The following is a 16,075-nucleotide window of genomic DNA, read 5'->3' as shown; positions in this document are numbered from 1 at the left end:
AGCAATAATGAGCACTTTACTGAACCCCTACTTCGGCGAATTCGGCGGCATGTATGTGCCGCAGATCCTGATGCCCGCCCTGCGCCAGCTGGAAGAAGCCTTTGTCAGCGCGCAGAAGGACCCGGCCTTTCAGGCGGAATTCACCGACCTGCTGAAAAACTACGCCGGTCGTCCGACGGCCCTGACCAAATGCCGGAATCTGACCGATGGCACCCGCACCACCCTGTACCTGAAACGCGAAGATCTGCTGCACGGCGGCGCGCACAAAACCAACCAGGTGCTGGGCCAGGCTCTGCTGGCCAAACGGATGGGCAAAACCGAAATTATCGCCGAGACCGGCGCCGGCCAGCACGGCGTCGCCTCAGCGCTGGCCAGCGCCCTGCTCGGCCTGAAATGCCGTATCTACATGGGGGCCAAGGACGTCGAGCGCCAGTCGCCGAACGTCTTCCGTATGCGCCTGATGGGCGCCGAGGTGATCCCGGTGCACAGCGGCTCCGCCACGCTGAAAGATGCCTGTAACGAGGCGCTGCGTGACTGGTCCGGCAGCTACGAAAAGGCGCACTATATGCTGGGCACCGCCGCCGGTCCGCACCCGTTCCCGACGATTGTGCGTGAATTCCAGCGCATGATTGGCGAAGAGACCAAAGCGCAGATCCTTGAAAAAGAGGGCCGCCTGCCGGACGCGGTGATCGCCTGCGTCGGCGGCGGATCAAACGCCATCGGCATGTTCGCTGATTTTATCGAGGAAACCAACGTCGGCCTGATCGGCGTGGAGCCCGCCGGACACGGTATCGAGAGCGGCGAGCACGGCGCGCCGCTGAAGCATGGCCGCGTTGGGATCTACTTCGGTATGAAGTCGCCGATGATGCAGACCGCCGACGGCCAGATCGAAGAGTCTTACTCCATTTCCGCCGGGCTGGACTTCCCGTCCGTTGGGCCGCAGCACGCGTTTCTGAACAGCACCGGTCGCGCTGACTATGTGTCGATCACCGACGACGAAGCGCTGGACGCGTTTAAAGCGCTTTCCCGCCACGAAGGGATTATCCCGGCGCTGGAGTCCTCTCACGCTCTGGCCCACGCGCTGAAGATGATGCGCGAGAACCCGGAAAAAGAGCAGCTGCTGGTGGTTAATCTCTCCGGCCGCGGCGACAAAGACATTTTCACCGTACATGACATCCTGAAAGCGCGAGGGGAAATCTGATGGAACGCTATGAGACGCTGTTTGCCCAACTGAAAAATCGCCAGGAAGGCGCCTTCGTCCCCTTTGTCACCCTTGGCGATCCGGGACCGGAGCAGTCGCTGAAAATTATCGATGCGCTGATCGAAGGCGGCGCCGATGCCCTTGAACTGGGGATCCCTTTCTCCGACCCGCTGGCGGACGGCCCGACCATCCAGGGCGCGGCCCTGCGCGCCTTCGCCGCGGGAGTGACCCCGGCGCAGTGCTTTGAGATGCTGGCGGCGATCCGCCAGAAGCATCCGACCATCCCAATCGGCCTGCTGATGTATGCCAACCTCGTCTTCAGCCCGGGCATCGATGCGTTCTATGCCCAGTGCGCCCGCGTCGGCGTCGACTCGGTGCTGGTGGCCGACGTGCCGGTGGAAGAGTCCGCCCCGTTCCGCCAGGCGGCGATGCGCCATAACATCGCGCCGATTTTCATCTGCCCGCCCAATGCGGATGACGACTTACTGCGCCAGATTGCCTCTTATGGCCGCGGCTACACCTATCTGCTGTCGCGCGCCGGAGTGACGGGTGCGGAAAATCGCGCCGCGCTGCCGCTGCACCACCTGGTGGAGAAGCTGGCGGAATATCACGCCGCGCCGCCGCTGCAGGGCTTTGGTATCTCCGCGCCGGAGCAGGTGAGCGCCGCTATTGACGCCGGAGCCGCCGGGGCTATCTCCGGTTCCGCCATCGTCAAAATCATCGAACGCCACCTCGATGAGCCGCAGACCATGCTCGACGAGCTGAAAGCCTTCGTCCAGAGCCTGAAGGCAGCGACCAAAACCGCCTGACCATCAGCCGCCTGGCATCGCGCCAGGCGGCGATGATTTCTGCAAACTGTCGGCGTATTTGCGCGTTAAGCGAAACAGCGCCTGCACTTCATCTTCCGGCCACTGCGCCAGCACCTGATTCATTAACCGCCGCCGCGCTACCGCAATACTGTCGATCATCTGTTGTCCGCTGGCGCTAAGCGTCACTTCGCTGATCCGTCGATCATGACGGTTCGGTTGCTTACAGGCGAGTCCCTGGGCTTCCAGTTTTTTCACCTGGCGGCTGACGGTGGTGTAATCGCGCCCTAAATGATCCGCCAGCTCAACCACCCCCACCGGGCCATGGCGCCCTACCGCCACAAGCAGCGGAAACAGCATCTGTTCCAGCTGGACGCCGGCTGCCTGCAGGATCTGCTCATCGCGCAGCGGCTGATTCATTACGCTGATGATATCCAGCAGCGCGCCGTGAAAGTCGGTAATGTCGTAGTCATTATGTGCATCTTGCATGTATTAATTTTCCGCGTATAGTGCTGCAAAACAATATGTGTATTTTACACATAATTCCCGACAGGAGATAATTTATGAAAGCAGCCGTGGTTTTTGATCTCGCAGAAGGCCCGGTTTGGGCCGATTTTATCGACCCGCAGCCCGCGCCCGGCCAGACGCTCATTGACGTCCGCGCCGCCGCGATAAGCCATGTGGTTAAGGCCCGGGCATCCGGACGCCATTACAGCTTCGACGGCAATCTGCCCTTTGTGCCTGGTATCGATGGCGTCGGCACCACACCTCAGGGCCAGCGCGTCTACTTCGCCTTCCCCACCGCCCCCTTCGGCAGTATGGCGCAGCGGGCGCCGGTCGCCCTGCAGAATTGTCTGCCGCTGCCGGATGCGCTCGATGATATCCAGGCGGCGGCAATGGCCAACCCCGGTATGTCCGCGTGGGCATCGCTGGTGACACGCGCCCAGCTTCAGGCCGGCGAAACGGTGCTGATTAATGGCGCCACCGGCAGCGCCGGTCAGTTGGCGGTACAGATTGCCCGCTATCTGGGGGCGAAAAAAATCATTGCAACCGGGCGCAATGCGCAGTCGCTCGCGGCGCTGGACGCCGATGAGTGTATTCAGTTAACCGCTGATGATAAAACCTTGAGCGGGCAATTTTCAGCGGTCAGCGCCGCGCAGATCGATGTGGTCATCGATTACCTGTGGGGACACAGCGCGGAATTATTATTGCCGGCACTGGCGAAATATACCCCTGCCGGCAGTCCGGTGCGCTATGTGCAGGTGGGTTCCCTGGCTGGCGCCGATATCGCGTTAAATGGCGCAGTGCTGCGTTCCGCCCCGCTCCTGCTGATGGGCAGCGGGATCGGTAGCCTGTCGGTATCGCAACTGCTGGCGGCGACCGGCGAAATGCTGCAGGCGGCGGTGCCGGGGAAATTGACCGTCGCCACCACCCCGCGGCCGCTGCAGGAGATCGCGGCGGCCTGGCCACAGGACGACAGCCAGAAGCGCACGGTTTTCACCCTCGGATAAAAAATCGCTTCCGCACAAAAGATGGGGTTGATATCTTAAATGAGAAATATTATCTTTCTCATCACTGAATAGTTGAGTAAATCACTCAGGTATTCAGTACGACATTGCTCACATTGCTTCCAGTATTTTTGCCCGCACTTGTGCGGGCTTTTTTTACTCGCGACACACCTCACGCACCCGCTGCCGCAGCCAGCGGTGGCCGGGGCCTGCTCCAGACGCGGATGCCACGCCTGCGAAACCGTAATCACCTCGGTACTGACCGGCAGCGGATCGAGAGCCGCCAGCAAATTAAAATCGGGATCGTTCATTATCGCTCCAGTCGCCAGACAGGGCGTTTGCTGCAAGATATGAGTGCACTGGCGGCGTCTTCCGCCCGATCTCGGGCCTGATTATAGTGAAGACCTCCTTTCTGCAGCGAGAGACATCATGAAATCCGATCAGCACAACACTATCCTCATCGTCGGCGCCTCGCGCGGCCTTGGCCATGCTATGGCGGCGACGTTCCTGCAGCACGGCTGGGAGGTCATCGGCACCGTGCGCGATTTATCATCCCACACGCCGCTCCACGACCTGGCCAAGACGCATCCCCTGCGGCTACGCCTGGCGACGCTCGACATTCGCGATGAAGCCCAGCTGGCCGCGCTGCAGGCGACGCTTCCCCCGGCAAGCCTCGATATGCTGTTTGTCAACGCCGGTACCACCAATCGTGACCCATCGCAGACCATTGGCGACGTCTCCACCGAGGAGTTTTACCAGGTGATGCTCACCAATGCCCTGGCGCCGATGCGGGTTATCGAGCGCCTGCAGCAGGCCGTTAAACCGCAGGGGCTGCTCGGCGTGATGTCCTCTGGCCAGGGGAGCCTGACCAATAACCTTACCGGCCAGCGGGAACTCTACCGCGGGAGTAAAGCTGCGCTGAATATGTTTATGCGCAGCTTTGCCGCTCGCCCCTCCTCGGCCTCCCATCCGCTGGTGGTGATGGCCCCGGGATGGATCCGCACCGAGCTCGGCGGGGCAGATGCCCCGCTGACCATCGAAGAGACGATCCCACGCCTGGTGAACGTCCTGCTCGACAAACGGCAACGTCCGGGACTGGAGTATCTGGATTACCAGGGCCGTACCGTGCCCTGGTAATCCGTGCCGGAACAACCATCATATGGCCGCCCGGAAGTTAACCCCGCCCGGCGCGGCTTGCTACCGACCTTATTCTGCAGCACATTCCCTATATTTCCGCTTTATCGTTCAAAAAATGTGAATTATGTAAATCGAAGTGAAGAAAGTTGTTTTAAGGTCAACTTTTCTATGTAAATATTAAGGCAAATGATAACTATTCTTTTTATCATTTATAGAATCACGCCGGGTCAGCGCAAGCCAGACGACGAATAACGTCGCTTTTGCGCGGTGTGATATGTGCTCATAACAAAAAATAAGCCTGCATTTATCATGGAAAAAAACGCTTCTCTGCCTTTCGGCAGTTTCAACTCATTGGCATTGTTTACAGGTCTGTGTCTGGGAGCCTCGCCGGCAGCAGGCATCGCAGCGGAAAATTCGGTCAAAAATAGTGAAGAGACGCTGGTAGTGGAAGCCGCTCCGCCTTCACTCTACTCCCCCGGCGCTTCCGCCGATCCCAAGTTCAATAAACCGCTGGTCGATACCACCCGCACCATCACCGTGATCCCGGAACAGGTGATTAAAGATCAGGGCGTCACCAACCTGACTGACGCCCTCAAAAACGTTCCCGGCGTGGGGGCGTTTTATGCCGGGGAGAATGGCAGCTCAACCACCGGGGATGCCATCTTTATGCGCGGCGTGGATACCTCTAACAGCATCTATGTGGACGGCATTCGCGACATCGGCAGCGTGACGCGCGATACCTTCAATACCCAGCAGGTGGAAGTCATCAAAGGGCCCGCCGGCACGGACTATGGCCGCAGCGCGCCCTCCGGCTCGATCAATATGATCAGCAAGCAGCCGCGCCTTGACTCCGGGATCGACGGCTCGGCCAGCATCGGCAGCGCCTGGTCGCGCCGGGGCACTCTCGACCTGAACCAGGCGTTTAGCGACAACGCTGCGTTCCGTCTGAACCTGATGGGGGAAAAAACCCATGACTCTGGTCGGGACCGCATTGAAAACGAACGCTATGGCATCGCACCGTCGCTGGCCTTCGGCCTTGATACCCCAACTCGTCTGTATCTGAACTATCTGCACGTCCGGCAGAACAACACCCCGGATGGCGGGATCCCTACCGTCGGCCTGCCGGGCTATTCGGCGCCTTCGCCGAAGTATGCCGCACTCAACTCCGCCGGGAAGGTCGATACCAGCAATTTCTATGGCACCGACTCCGATTACGATAAATCTACTACCGACAGCGGTACCCTGCGCTTCGAACACGATCTGACGGAGAATACCACCGTGCGCAATACCACCCGCTGGTCGCGAGTGAAACAGGAGTATCTTTTGACCGCGGTGATGGGCGGCGCGAACAATATCACCGCCCCCGATATCAATGACGTCAACACCTGGAGCTGGTCGCGTCTGGTTAATACCAAAGATGTCAGCAACCGCATTCTGACCAACCAGACCAATATCACCTCGACCTTCGATACTGGCTCGATAGGCCATGACGTCAGCGCCGGCGTGGAGTTTACCCGGGAAAACCAGACCAACTATGGCGTTAACGCCAGGACCGCGCCGGCGGTGAATCTCTACCATCCGGTGAGCAACCTGTCGATTGGCGGGCTGGACAGAAACGGGGCGAACGCCAACGGCCAGACCGATACCTTCGGGATTTATGCCTTTGATACGCTGACGCTGACCGAGCGGATTGAGATCAACGGCGGGCTGCGTCTCGACAATTACCATACCAAATATGACAGCGCCACCGCCTGCGGCGGCAGCGGACGCGGGGCTATCGCCTGCCCGCCCGGACAGTCGACCGGCAGCCCGGTCACCACTGTCGATACCGCTAAATCCGGCAATCTGGTTAACTGGAAAGCCGGGGCGCTGTACCGCTTAACCGAGCAGGGCAATGTCTACGTCAACTACGCCATCTCACAGCAGCCGCCGGGAGGCAGCAGCTTCGCCCTGGCCGCCAGCGGCAGCGGCAACAGCGCTAACCGAACCGACTTTAAGCCGCAGAAGGCAAAATCCAGCGAGCTGGGCACCAAGTGGCAAATCTTCGACAACCGTCTGCTGCTCAGCGCGGCATTATTCCGCACCGATATTGAAAACGAAGTGGCCGCCAACGATGACGGAACCTGGTCGCAGTACGGCAAAAAGCGCGTGGAGGGGTATGAACTCTCCGCGACCGGAAACCTGACCCCGGACTGGACGATTATCGCCGGCTACACTCAGCAGCATGCGACAGTGACGGAGGGACAGAACGTTGCACAGGATGGATCTTCCGCCCTGGCCTACACCCCGAAACATGCCTTTACGCTGTGGACGCAGTATCAGGCCACCAGCGATCTGTCCGTCGGCGGCGGTGTGCGCTATGTCGGAAGCCTGCGCCGGGGCAGCGATGGTGCGGTCGGTACCCCGGATCACACCGAGGGCTACTGGGTTGCCGACGCCAAACTGGGCTATCGGGTCAACAGAAACCTCGATCTGCAGCTCAATATGTATAACCTGTTTGATACCGATTACGTGGCCTCCATCAACAAGAGCGGCTATCGCTATCATCCGGGCGAACCCCGGACCTTTATGCTGACGGCGAACGTCCATTTCTGAGTCTGCGCGTGGGGCCGTTGCGCCCCACCTTTTAGAGAGAACACCGCGATGATGTATCACATTCCTGACGTGCTATCGACAGACCAGGTGGCGGAATTTACCCGGCAGCTGGCGCAGGCCGAGTGGGTCGACGGGCGGGTTACGGTGGGTAGCCAGGGGGCGGCCGTCAAACAGAACCAGCAGATCGATACCCGAACGCCGCTGTATGCCCGCCTGCAGGCCGCTGTGCTCGATATGCTGCGCGGCCATCCGCAGTTTTTTTCCGCCGCGCTGCCGCGGACGATTTCCGCGCCGTTGTTTAACCGCTATGGGCCAGGGGAGACCTATGGTTTTCACGTCGATGGCGCCGTTCGCCAGAACGGCGAGGCGGGCTGGATGCGCACTGATCTGTCAGCGACGCTGTTCCTTTGCGATCCGGAGAGCTATGAGGGTGGCGAACTGGTGATTGAAGACACCTATGGCCAACATCGGGTGAAGCTCCCGGCCGGGCATCTGGTGCTCTATCCCGCCAGCAGCCTGCACTGCGTCACCCCGGTCACCCGCGGCGTCCGCCAGGCCTCTTTCCTGTGGATCCAGTCGATGGTCCGCGACGATAAGCAGCGTGCGATGCTTTACGACCTGGACCGCACCATCCAGTCTCTGAAGGCCCGCTTTGGCGACGGAGAAGAGGTCCTCTCCCTGCTCAACATGTATCACAACCTGCTGCGCCAGTGGACGGAAGTGTGATCCGCTGTTGATGACAGAGGCTTGCGGCAGACAGGTGTGACGAGACAATGAACTGGCCATCCGTTGGCCAGTTTACAGAAGAATTTAGAACCGATAGCCTGCGGAGAACATAAACACCCACGGATCCAGACGGGTGCTGACTTTCTGGTCCACGCCGCCGGCTTTGAATTTCACATCGGTATCGATATCCATGTACCACACCGACATATTCAGCAGCCAGTCGCGGTTAATCAGATAATCGAGGCCGACCTGCCCCGCCGCGCCCCAGGAGTCCTTCAGGCTCAGATCGGAAAGCCCGGCCGCCTTGCCGGTATCGTTAAAGTCTTCATTAAAGAAGGTGGTGTAGTTGATACCGGCCCCCACGTACGGGCGCACCTTGCTTTGCGCATCGCCAAAGTACCACTGCGCCATCAGGGTGGGCGGCAGCTGATGGACGGTGGCGATAGTCCCGGTTGGCCCGGTGCCGACCTTATGGCGGAACGGCGTCGCGGCAAGCAACTCCACGCCAATGTTATCGGTCGCCATATAGGTAAAGGTTAAACCCAGCTGGGTATTGTTACTGACGTTGAAACTGCCAAGGCTGCCTAACACATTGTCAGAGCCCTCCGTCGGTCGGACGGTGGCGGTCCCGGCACGAATGAAAAACTCACCCGCTTCATGCGCCCAGACGCTGCCGGTAGAAAGCGTGCCAAGAATCAATGCCGCCGCTGCTAACTTCTTCATATCCACTTCCTCATTATGGTTTTTCAGCGCGGCCAAATATACCTATAACGAGTTACGTTTGATCTGTTTTAGATCACACTAAGTCCTCAGATTTAACATTTATTGATCCAGATTAATTTTCGCTACCGATCGCAATGCCTTGAATTGTTCGCACATCAATTTTCACTTTTCGCGCAAAAATTTATTTCTGCCCCTCTTGCCGTCGCTGAGGCGGCTGGATAAGTTAACTGCCGACAATCTGTGTTGATGCGTTTTTTTCAGGTGTAATTATGAGTGAAATCAACCCGTGCATGACGTGCGGTGCCTGTTGTGCGTATTTTCGAGTCTCTTTCTACTGGGCGGAAGCCGACGATGCGGGCGGCCTGGTGCCCTCCGCGCTGACCGAACCGCTGACCCCTTTCCTGCGCTGCATGAGCGGCACCAATCAGCGCCAGAGCCGCTGCGCGGCCCTGTCTGGCGATATCGGCGACGCCGTTCACTGCACTATTTATGAAAACCGGCCTTCGCCGTGTCGCGAATTCGCCATGTCCGGGGAAAATGGCGAGGAAAACGATGCCTGCAACCGGGCGCGGGCGCGCTACGGCCTGCCACCATTGCGGCCTCTTTACAAAGATATACCTGCCCTGACCGGCGCAGAGAGTGCTACGACGGAACGATTTGCGGTACAATCGCCGGCTAGTTAACACCTGCGACACTCAAGGAGAATGCATGTCTATCACGGCGAAGTCCGTCTACCGTGACACCGGGAATTTTTTTCGTAATCAGTTCATTACTATTTTACTGATTGCGCTGTTGTGCGCGTTTATTACGGTAGTACTTGGCCATGCCTTTTCACCCAGCGACGAGCAGCTGTCGATACTCAGCGAAGGCGATAACCTCGCCGGTAGCGCCGGGCTGTTCGAGCTGGTGCAGAACATGACGCCGGAGCAGCAGCAGGTTCTGCTGCGCGCCTCGGCGGCATCAACCTTCTCGGGTCTGGTAGGTAATGCGATCCTCGTCGGCGGCGTCCTGCTGCTGATCCAGCTGGTCTCCGCCGGTCATCGCGTTAGCGCCCTGCGCGCCATCGGCGCCTCGGCGCCGGTACTGCCCAAGCTGCTGCTGCTGATCCTGTTCACCACCTTCCTGGTGCAGATGGGGATGATGCTGGTGCTGGTGCCCGGCGTGCTGCTGGCCATCGTGCTGGCCTTTGCGCCGATCATGCTGGTACAGGACAAAATGGGCATCCTCGGCGCCATGCGCAGCAGCATGCGCCTGGCGTGGGCCAATCTGCGGCTGGTGGCGCCGGCTATTATCGGTTGGCTGGTGGCGAAAACCCTGCTGTTACTGTTTGCTTCCAGCTTTGCCGCCCTGACGCCAAACGTCGGCGCGGTGGTGATTAATACCATCAGCAACCTGATTTCCGCCCTGTTGCTGATCTATTTATTCCGCGTGTATATGCTTATCCGCAGCTAATTTTAACCAGGACCGGGGCCTTCCCCGGTCCGTCCTGAAAGACGGGATCGATGTATGAAGCAGTTTCTGGATTTTTTACCGCTGGTGGTCTTCTTTGCCTTTTATAAGCTTTACGATATCTACGCCGCCACCACGGCGCTGATTGTGGCGACCGCCGTCGTGCTGATCTACAGCTGGGTGCGCTACAGGAAAGTGGAAAAAATGGCGCTGATCACCTTCGTGCTGGTGGCCGTCTTCGGCGGGTTAACCATCTTCTTCCATAATGATGAGTTTATTAAATGGAAGGTGACGGTGATCTATGCCCTGTTCGCCGGCGCGCTGCTGTTCAGCCAGTGGGTGATGAAAAAGCCGCTGATCCAGCGCATGCTGGGTAAAGAGCTGAGCCTGCCGCAGCAGGTCTGGTCGCGACTTAACCTGGCCTGGGCGCTGTTCTTTATTCTCTGCGGGCTGGCCAATATCTATATCGCCTTCTGGCTGCCGCAGAATATCTGGGTTAACTTTAAGGTCTTTGGTTTAACCGCCCTCACGCTGGTCTTTACCTTGCTGAGCGGGATCTACATCTACCGTCATATGCCGCAGGACGACCACCACTAACCCCTCCGCCGGCGCGCCATCGCGCGCCGCGCTCGCCCCCTATAAGCTTACTGCACTGGCAAACATTCCCTGCAACCACACAACCTCAGCGCATACGCTGACAGCTTCCCGGCCACACTGTGCAGGCTCTCTTCACGATTTCTCTCAACTGCATAAAAAGTTGCGGTAATTGTGAGGATTTTATGGAGATTCATCTCGTTACATTGTAATGATAATTGTTATCATTAATATTCTCGATCTCATTTTGCATTGTTTTGAAAAGGATATTTACATGAGATCGCCGCAATATTCTGTGCCCACGACCCTGGCGCTGGTCATATCCAGTCTCCTCGCCCCTAACGCCTTTGCTGAAGAATCAGAACAAGATACCGAAACGATGATTGTGCGCAGTACGGCGGAAGAGGCGCTTAAGCAACAGCCCGGGGTGTCGATTATCACGGCTGAGGATATTGCTAAGCAGCCGCCGGTCAACGATCTCTCAGACATCATCCGTAAAATGCCCGGGGTGAACTTGACCGGCAACAGCGCCAGCGGCAGTCGGGGCAACAACCGCCAGATTGATATCCGCGGCATGGGGCCGGAGAACACCCTGATCCTGATAGATGGGGTACCGGTCACGTCACGTAACGCGGTTCGCTATAGCTGGCGCGGCGAACGCGATACCCGGGGCGACAGCAACTGGGTACCTGCCGAAATGGTCGAACGGATTGAAGTTCTCCGCGGTCCGGCAGCCGCGCGCTATGGTTCCGGCGCGGCGGGCGGAGTGGTCAATATCATTACCAAACGTCCGACCAACACCTGGCACGGTTCGCTGTCTTTCTTCACCAACCAGCCGGAAAACAACAAAGAAGGCACGACCAATCGCGCTAACTTCAATCTCAGCGGCCCACTGGCCGGCGAGGCGCTGACGATGCGCCTGTATGGCAATATCAATAAAACGGAACCCGACGCCTGGGATATTAACCATGCGCAAAACGGCTCTTACGCTGCGGGGCGCGAAGGGGTCCGCAATAAAGACATTAACGCGCTACTGTCATGGAAAATGACCCCGCAACAAATTCTCGATTTCAGCTACGCCTATAGCCGTCAGGGGAATATCTATGCTGGCGATACCCAGTACAGCAACGGCAATCTTAGCCCGAACGGGCTGGTGGACTCCCTGTACGGCCACGAAACTAATCGCCTCTATCGCCAGTCCTGGGGACTGACCTACAACGGTCTATGGGATTGGGGCCAGTCCAAAGCCGGTGTTTACTACGAGAAAACCAACAATACCCGCCTGCAGGAAGGCTCTACCGGCCGCGTCGAAGGCATGATCAACAGTGAAGATTATGCCACCAGCCGTCTGGAATCCTGGCGTACTACCTCGGAATTCAATGTGCCTTTCTTCTGGCTGGCGGACCAGACGCTGACGCTGGGAATGGAATGGAACCATGATCAGCTCGACGACCCGGCATCGATGCAGGCCACTAACAGCAACGGCGAGACTATCCCTGGGACCTCGGGCGACCCTACGCAACGCAGTACCAAAAACAGCGCCACCCTCACCGGTATCTATCTGGAAGATAATATCGAAGCCGTGCCCGGCACCAACCTGATCCCCGGCATTCGCTTCGATTATCATAATCAGTTTGGCAGTAACTGGAGCCCCAGCCTCAATCTGTCCCAGGAGCTCGGCGATATGTTCACACTGAAGGCCGGTATCGCGCGCGTGTTTAAAGCGCCAAACCTCTATCAATCCAGTAAAGGCTATTTGCTCTCCACCCGCGGCAACGGTTGTCCAAACACGATCGCTGAAGGCAGCTGCTACCTGCTGGGTAACCCTGACCTCGACCCGGAGATCAGTATCAACAAAGAGATCGGTATCGAATTTAACCTTAATGGTTACGCTGCCGGGGTCACCTGGTTTCGCAACGATTACAAAAACAAAATCGTCTCCGGAACAGAGGTACTGGGCTATACCTCCAGCGGCAATAATATTTTGCAATGGCAGAACGGCGGCAAAGCCGTGGTCGAGGGGCTGGAAGGAAATCTGCTGATCCCGGTGCTGAGAGATGTCCTCAGCTGGCGGACCAATGCCACCTGGATGCTCAAATCTGAAAGTAAAGAGACAGGCAACCCGCTGTCGGTTATCCCGAAATATACCGTTAACACGATGCTCGACTGGCAGGTAAACGACGCCCTGTCTGCGAATGTGAACTGGACGCTTTATGGCCGTCAGAAGCCGCGTCAGTATGCGGAGATCCGCAACGAAACCGGGACCCTTGCCACCACCGAGGTTGGCGCCTATTCCATCGTGGGTATTGGTACTCAGTATCAGCTAAACCGGGATATTCGCCTGAATGCCGGAATAAGTAATCTATTTGATAAACAACTGTATCGCGAAAAAGCCGGCGCCTCGACCTACAATGAGCCTGGCCGCGCGTATTACGCCGGCGTTACCCTCTCCTTCTGAACCACCGCGCCCGCGCCAGCGGGCGTATTCCCCTATTCTCACTGCGCTATTTTCATAGTAGCATCCCGCTGATCGTCTTTGACCACAGCAGAGTAGAGCATGACAACAACAGATCTCGCCCCAAAGGGCGAAATGGTTTTACGCACCCTGGCAATGCCGGCGGATACCAATGCCAACGGGGATATTTTTGGCGGCTGGCTGATGTCGCAAATGGATATTGGCGGCGCCATTATGGCCAAAGAGATCGCCCAGGGTCGCGTGGTGACCGTGCGGGTGGATGGGATGACCTTTTTACGTCCGGTCGCCGTTGGCGACGTGGTGTGCTGCTACGCCCGCTGCGTGAAGCGCGGCAACACCTCGGTGACAATCAATATCGAAGTGTGGGTGAAAAAAGTCTCTTCAGAACCGATTGGCCAGCGCTACAAGGCGACGGAAGCGCTGTTTATCTACGTTGCCGTTGATAATCAGGGAAAACCACGTCCTCTGCCAGCGGAATAAGAAGGTGCCCGGCTTGCCGGGCACCTGACTTACAGAAAGCCCAGCAGCGAAAAGAAGAAGTAACCGATGACAATCACGATCACCGGCAGCACGTACAGTGGGAAATACTGCACCAGGATCGTATGGCGCGGTACCACAATGCGTTCAGCGAGCTGCTCGCGGGTTAACCCATCTGCGCCTTTAGCCTGTTCGAGGATCAGCTGATCCTCAATCCCCTCGCGAAGAAATTTCGCCTGCCGCGCCATTCGCGCGCCGGAAGCCTGCAGGGCCATGCCGACAAACACCAGAATGAAGATGATCCAGAAGCCGATGTTCAGGCTATGGTGAAAATCCGGCAGCGGCGAGTTGTACCAGAAAAAGTTCAGGAACGGCGTGTTAAAGCGCATCATCTCAATCATCACGTGCGCAAAATCCATCATTACCGCATCAATGCCGGGTTTCTTTTCACTGTGCTCATACATAAATTTGAACACAGAAATCAGCGTCGACAGCACGGCGGGAATAAAGATAACCCATCCTAAAATGCGTTTGATAACCGCTATGCGTCCAGCTTGTTGGTACGTCATGAGTTCCCCTTGTTAAAGACGCGTTGGTGGTTCGCCTGCTGCCTGTTGCGTGGCGCTGGCTTCCCTCGCTCCCCCGAGTATGTCGGGTATAAGTCTATCTGCCACGGCGAATTTCGCCCAATAATGCGCGGTATGATATACCATGATTGCCGATTCGTTTATCTGATTACGCAACAGGAGAAGGACATATGTCAGCGAAGCGCCGCATTGAGGCCGCGATATTTGATATGGACGGGTTGCTGATTGACTCGGAGCCGCTCTGGGATCAGGCGGAGGTCGAGGTCATGGAGAGCCTGGGAGTGGATACCCGTCGCCGCGATGAACTGCCCGACCTGCTCGGTCTGCGAATCGACCTGGTGGTGGATCTGTGGTACGCGCAGCAGCCGTGGCACGGCGTAGACCGGGCGGAAGCTACCGCGCGCATTATTCGTCGCGCCATTGAGCTGGTGGAAGCCTCACGCCCGCTGCTGCCGGGCGTACGCGAGGCAGTGGCCCTGTGTAAAGCTCAGGGCTTAAAGGTGGGCCTGGCCTCGGCCTCGCCGCTGATGATGCTGGAGAAAGTGCTCGATATGTTTGAACTGCGCGACCAGTTTGATGCTCTCGCCTCCGCGGAGCATTTACCCTGGAGCAAACCGCACCCGCAGGTCTACCTCAACTGCGCCGCTGCCCTGGGAGTCGACCCGCAGCGCTGCGTCGCGCTGGAGGATTCGGTCAACGGCATGATCGCCAGCAAAGCCGCGCGCATGCGGTCTATCGTGGTCCCGGAAGCGGAGAACAGCCGCGACCCGCGCTTTGCGCTGGCGGACGTCAAGCTTCCGTCACTGCTGGCACTCACTGCTGAGAACTTGCTCGGCTAAGACCGCTGGCGGGTGCAACAATCGCTGTCACGCCGCCAGCAACAAAATCAAAACATTGTTTCATTTTAATTGTAATTTTGTTTTCCTCCCTCTATGCTGGTCACAGGTGGCGTCATCGTACGCCAGTAGATCAGCTGACAGAGGTGAATATGGTACTGAACGCCTTCGACCTGACGGGTAAGGTCGCCATCGTGACCGGTTGCGATACCGGCCTGGGACAGGGAATGACGCTGGGCCTGGCGCAGGCCGGGTGCGATATCGTCGGCATCAACCGTAAAATTCCCCATGATACGGCCGCCCAGGTGCTGGCGCTGGGCCGCCGCTTTCACGCCATTCAGGCGGATCTCAGCCAAGAGAATGATATGAGCGGTCTGGTCGACCAGGCGGTGGCGGCGATGGGCCGGGTCGATATTCTGGTCAACAACGCCGGAATTATCCGCCGCCATGATGCCCTGACCTTCACGGAAAGCGACTGGGACGCGGTGATCGACCTGAATCTCAAAGCGGTTTTCTTTCTCAGCCAGGCGGTCGCCAGGCAGTTCATTCGCCAGGGGGAAGGCGGGAAAATCATTAACATCGCCTCGATGCTCTCGTTTCAGGGCGGGATCCGCGTCCCCTCCTACACCGCCTCGAAAAGCGGCGTGCTGGGTTTGACCCGTCTGCTGGCCAACGAATGGGCTGGCCAGGGTATCAACGTCAACGCCATAGCGCCCGGGTATATGGCCACCAATAACACCCAGGCGCTGCGCGAAGATGAAGAGCGTAACCAGGCGATCCTCGAGCGCATTCCCGCTGGTCGCTGGGGAGCGCCGAAAGACCTGCAGGGGCCGGTGGTGTTTCTCGCCTCATCAGCGGCCGACTATATTAACGGCTATACGCTGGCCGTCGATGGCGGATGGCTGGCGCGCTGAGAGTTTGTGACAAAGAGTTACACCGTCACCTCTTCCGTACACTGTA

At 58.0% G+C, this 16,075-nt stretch carries 17 protein-coding genes; 13 read left to right on the top strand and 4 right to left on the bottom strand.

Annotation, left to right across the window (positions count from 1 at the left end; translation table 11 throughout):
• Positions 1-7 precede the first annotated feature (7 nt).
• Positions 8-1,201 (top strand): tryptophan synthase subunit beta, encoded by a 1,194-nt coding sequence (trpB, locus tag BHE81_RS04075; RefSeq protein WP_004148107.1) that lies wholly within the window; start codon positions 8-10, stop codon positions 1,199-1,201.
• Complete coding sequence (gene trpA / locus BHE81_RS04070; RefSeq protein ID WP_002901728.1) at positions 1,201-2,010, top strand: tryptophan synthase subunit alpha; 810 nt, start codon at positions 1,201-1,203, stop codon at positions 2,008-2,010. The genes trpB and trpA overlap by 1 nt, the downstream gene beginning before the upstream one ends.
• Before the next feature lie 3 nt (positions 2,011-2,013).
• Here the strand turns inward: trpA and BHE81_RS04065 are convergent, their stop codons facing one another.
• On the bottom strand, positions 2,014-2,496 hold the full coding sequence (locus tag BHE81_RS04065) for a MarR family winged helix-turn-helix transcriptional regulator (RefSeq protein WP_023279917.1): 483 nt from the start codon (positions 2,494-2,496) through the stop codon (positions 2,014-2,016).
• Between the two features lie 74 nt (positions 2,497-2,570).
• Between BHE81_RS04065 and BHE81_RS04060 the strand changes: the two genes are divergently transcribed.
• Positions 2,571-3,518 (top strand): quinone oxidoreductase family protein, encoded by a 948-nt coding sequence (locus BHE81_RS04060; RefSeq protein WP_023279916.1) that lies wholly within the window; start codon positions 2,571-2,573, stop codon positions 3,516-3,518.
• Positions 3,519-3,553: 35 nt separating this feature from the next.
• On the opposite strand, the gene BHE81_RS04055 is transcribed toward BHE81_RS04060, so the two are convergent.
• The gene (locus BHE81_RS04055; protein ID WP_004163829.1) at positions 3,554-3,826 is read right to left on the bottom strand and encodes a hypothetical protein; all 273 of its coding nucleotides are present in this window, start codon (positions 3,824-3,826) and stop codon (positions 3,554-3,556) included.
• Between the two features lie 118 nt (positions 3,827-3,944).
• Here BHE81_RS04055 and BHE81_RS04050 point away from each other — a divergent pair, with 118 nt between their 5' ends.
• From BHE81_RS04050 to ybiX, 3 genes are all read left to right on the top strand, one after another.
• The gene (locus tag BHE81_RS04050) at positions 3,945-4,652 is read left to right on the top strand and encodes an SDR family NAD(P)-dependent oxidoreductase (protein WP_004183694.1); all 708 of its coding nucleotides are present in this window, start codon (positions 3,945-3,947) and stop codon (positions 4,650-4,652) included.
• A gap of 309 nt (positions 4,653-4,961) precedes the next feature.
• On the top strand, positions 4,962-7,247 hold the full coding sequence (locus tag BHE81_RS04045; RefSeq protein WP_023342878.1) for a catecholate siderophore receptor Fiu: 2,286 nt from the start codon (positions 4,962-4,964) through the stop codon (positions 7,245-7,247).
• Between the two features lie 48 nt (positions 7,248-7,295).
• Positions 7,296-7,973: a PKHD-type hydroxylase YbiX gene (gene ybiX, locus BHE81_RS04040; protein WP_004140326.1), complete on the top strand. Its 678-nt coding sequence runs from the start codon at positions 7,296-7,298 to the stop codon at positions 7,971-7,973.
• Between the two features lie 84 nt (positions 7,974-8,057).
• On the opposite strand, the gene ompW is transcribed toward ybiX, so the two are convergent.
• The gene (gene ompW / locus BHE81_RS04035) at positions 8,058-8,696 is read right to left on the bottom strand and encodes an outer membrane protein OmpW (RefSeq protein ID WP_002901634.1); all 639 of its coding nucleotides are present in this window, start codon (positions 8,694-8,696) and stop codon (positions 8,058-8,060) included.
• Between the two features lie 269 nt (positions 8,697-8,965).
• On the opposite strand from ompW, the gene BHE81_RS04030 reads away from it, so the two are divergent.
• The 5 genes from BHE81_RS04030 to yciA all read left to right on the top strand — a co-directional run bounded on the left by BHE81_RS04030 (position 8,966) and on the right by yciA (position 13,695).
• Positions 8,966-9,379 carry a YkgJ family cysteine cluster protein gene (locus BHE81_RS04030; protein WP_002901633.1) on the top strand — a complete coding sequence of 138 codons (414 nt, stop codon included), beginning with the start codon at positions 8,966-8,968 and terminating at the stop codon, positions 9,377-9,379.
• 25 nt (positions 9,380-9,404) lie between these two features.
• Positions 9,405-10,148 carry a YciC family protein gene (locus BHE81_RS04025; RefSeq protein ID WP_002901632.1) on the top strand — a complete coding sequence of 248 codons (744 nt, stop codon included), beginning with the start codon at positions 9,405-9,407 and terminating at the stop codon, positions 10,146-10,148.
• 54 nt (positions 10,149-10,202) lie between these two features.
• Complete coding sequence (locus tag BHE81_RS04020) at positions 10,203-10,742, top strand: septation protein A (RefSeq protein WP_023279914.1); 540 nt, start codon at positions 10,203-10,205, stop codon at positions 10,740-10,742.
• Between the two features lie 271 nt (positions 10,743-11,013).
• Positions 11,014-13,197, top strand: a complete 2,184-nt coding sequence (locus BHE81_RS04015) for a TonB-dependent siderophore receptor (protein ID WP_110246672.1) — start codon at positions 11,014-11,016, stop codon at positions 13,195-13,197.
• A 99-nt stretch (positions 13,198-13,296) separates the two neighbouring features.
• A complete protein-coding gene (gene yciA, locus BHE81_RS04010) occupies positions 13,297-13,695 on the top strand; it encodes an acyl-CoA thioester hydrolase YciA (protein ID WP_002901629.1) in 399 nt (132 codons plus the stop codon).
• Between the two features lie 29 nt (positions 13,696-13,724).
• Here yciA and BHE81_RS04005 read toward each other — a convergent pair whose 3' ends face one another.
• The gene (locus BHE81_RS04005) at positions 13,725-14,261 is read right to left on the bottom strand and encodes a YniB family protein (protein ID WP_023279913.1); all 537 of its coding nucleotides are present in this window, start codon (positions 14,259-14,261) and stop codon (positions 13,725-13,727) included.
• A gap of 188 nt (positions 14,262-14,449) precedes the next feature.
• Here BHE81_RS04005 and hxpB point away from each other — a divergent pair, with 188 nt between their 5' ends.
• Both hxpB and kduD read left to right on the top strand, forming a co-directional pair.
• Positions 14,450-15,118 (top strand): hexitol phosphatase HxpB, encoded by a 669-nt coding sequence (gene hxpB, locus BHE81_RS04000; RefSeq protein WP_004140335.1) that lies wholly within the window; start codon positions 14,450-14,452, stop codon positions 15,116-15,118.
• 149 nt (positions 15,119-15,267) lie between these two features.
• The gene (gene kduD / locus BHE81_RS03995; RefSeq protein WP_004176511.1) at positions 15,268-16,029 is read left to right on the top strand and encodes a 2-dehydro-3-deoxy-D-gluconate 5-dehydrogenase KduD; all 762 of its coding nucleotides are present in this window, start codon (positions 15,268-15,270) and stop codon (positions 16,027-16,029) included.
• Positions 16,030-16,075: the final 46 nt, after the last annotated feature.

Origin of the sequence: Klebsiella sp. AqSCr (assembly GCF_008452795.1) — a bacterium.
Lineage (GTDB): Bacteria > Pseudomonadota > Gammaproteobacteria > Enterobacterales > Enterobacteriaceae > Klebsiella > Klebsiella pneumoniae.
This window is presented reverse-complemented; position numbering and strand designations above follow the sequence as displayed.

Coding starts and splice junctions, on each gene's coding strand:
- kduD (WP_004176511.1), top strand. CDS start 15,268: ATGGTACTGAACGCCTTCGACCTGACGGGTAAGGTCGCCATCGTGACC.
- BHE81_RS04050 (WP_004183694.1), top strand. CDS start 3,945: ATGAAATCCGATCAGCACAACACTATCCTCATCGTCGGCGCCTCGCGC.
- BHE81_RS04005 (WP_023279913.1), bottom strand. CDS start 14,261: ATGACGTACCAACAAGCTGGACGCATAGCGGTTATCAAACGCATTTTA.
- ybiX (WP_004140326.1), top strand. CDS start 7,296: ATGATGTATCACATTCCTGACGTGCTATCGACAGACCAGGTGGCGGAA.
- ompW (WP_002901634.1), bottom strand. CDS start 8,696: ATGAAGAAGTTAGCAGCGGCGGCATTGATTCTTGGCACGCTTTCTACC.
- BHE81_RS04015 (WP_110246672.1), top strand. CDS start 11,014: ATGAGATCGCCGCAATATTCTGTGCCCACGACCCTGGCGCTGGTCATA.
- BHE81_RS04060 (WP_023279916.1), top strand. CDS start 2,571: ATGAAAGCAGCCGTGGTTTTTGATCTCGCAGAAGGCCCGGTTTGGGCC.
- BHE81_RS04055 (WP_004163829.1), bottom strand. CDS start 3,826: ATGAACGATCCCGATTTTAATTTGCTGGCGGCTCTCGATCCGCTGCCG.
- trpA (WP_002901728.1), top strand. CDS start 1,201: ATGGAACGCTATGAGACGCTGTTTGCCCAACTGAAAAATCGCCAGGAA.
- BHE81_RS04025 (WP_002901632.1), top strand. CDS start 9,405: ATGTCTATCACGGCGAAGTCCGTCTACCGTGACACCGGGAATTTTTTT.
- BHE81_RS04065 (WP_023279917.1), bottom strand. CDS start 2,496: ATGCAAGATGCACATAATGACTACGACATTACCGACTTTCACGGCGCG.
- BHE81_RS04020 (WP_023279914.1), top strand. CDS start 10,203: ATGAAGCAGTTTCTGGATTTTTTACCGCTGGTGGTCTTCTTTGCCTTT.
- BHE81_RS04045 (WP_023342878.1), top strand. CDS start 4,962: ATGGAAAAAAACGCTTCTCTGCCTTTCGGCAGTTTCAACTCATTGGCA.
- BHE81_RS04030 (WP_002901633.1), top strand. CDS start 8,966: ATGAGTGAAATCAACCCGTGCATGACGTGCGGTGCCTGTTGTGCGTAT.
- hxpB (WP_004140335.1), top strand. CDS start 14,450: ATGTCAGCGAAGCGCCGCATTGAGGCCGCGATATTTGATATGGACGGG.
- trpB (WP_004148107.1), top strand. CDS start 8: ATGAGCACTTTACTGAACCCCTACTTCGGCGAATTCGGCGGCATGTAT.
- yciA (WP_002901629.1), top strand. CDS start 13,297: ATGACAACAACAGATCTCGCCCCAAAGGGCGAAATGGTTTTACGCACC.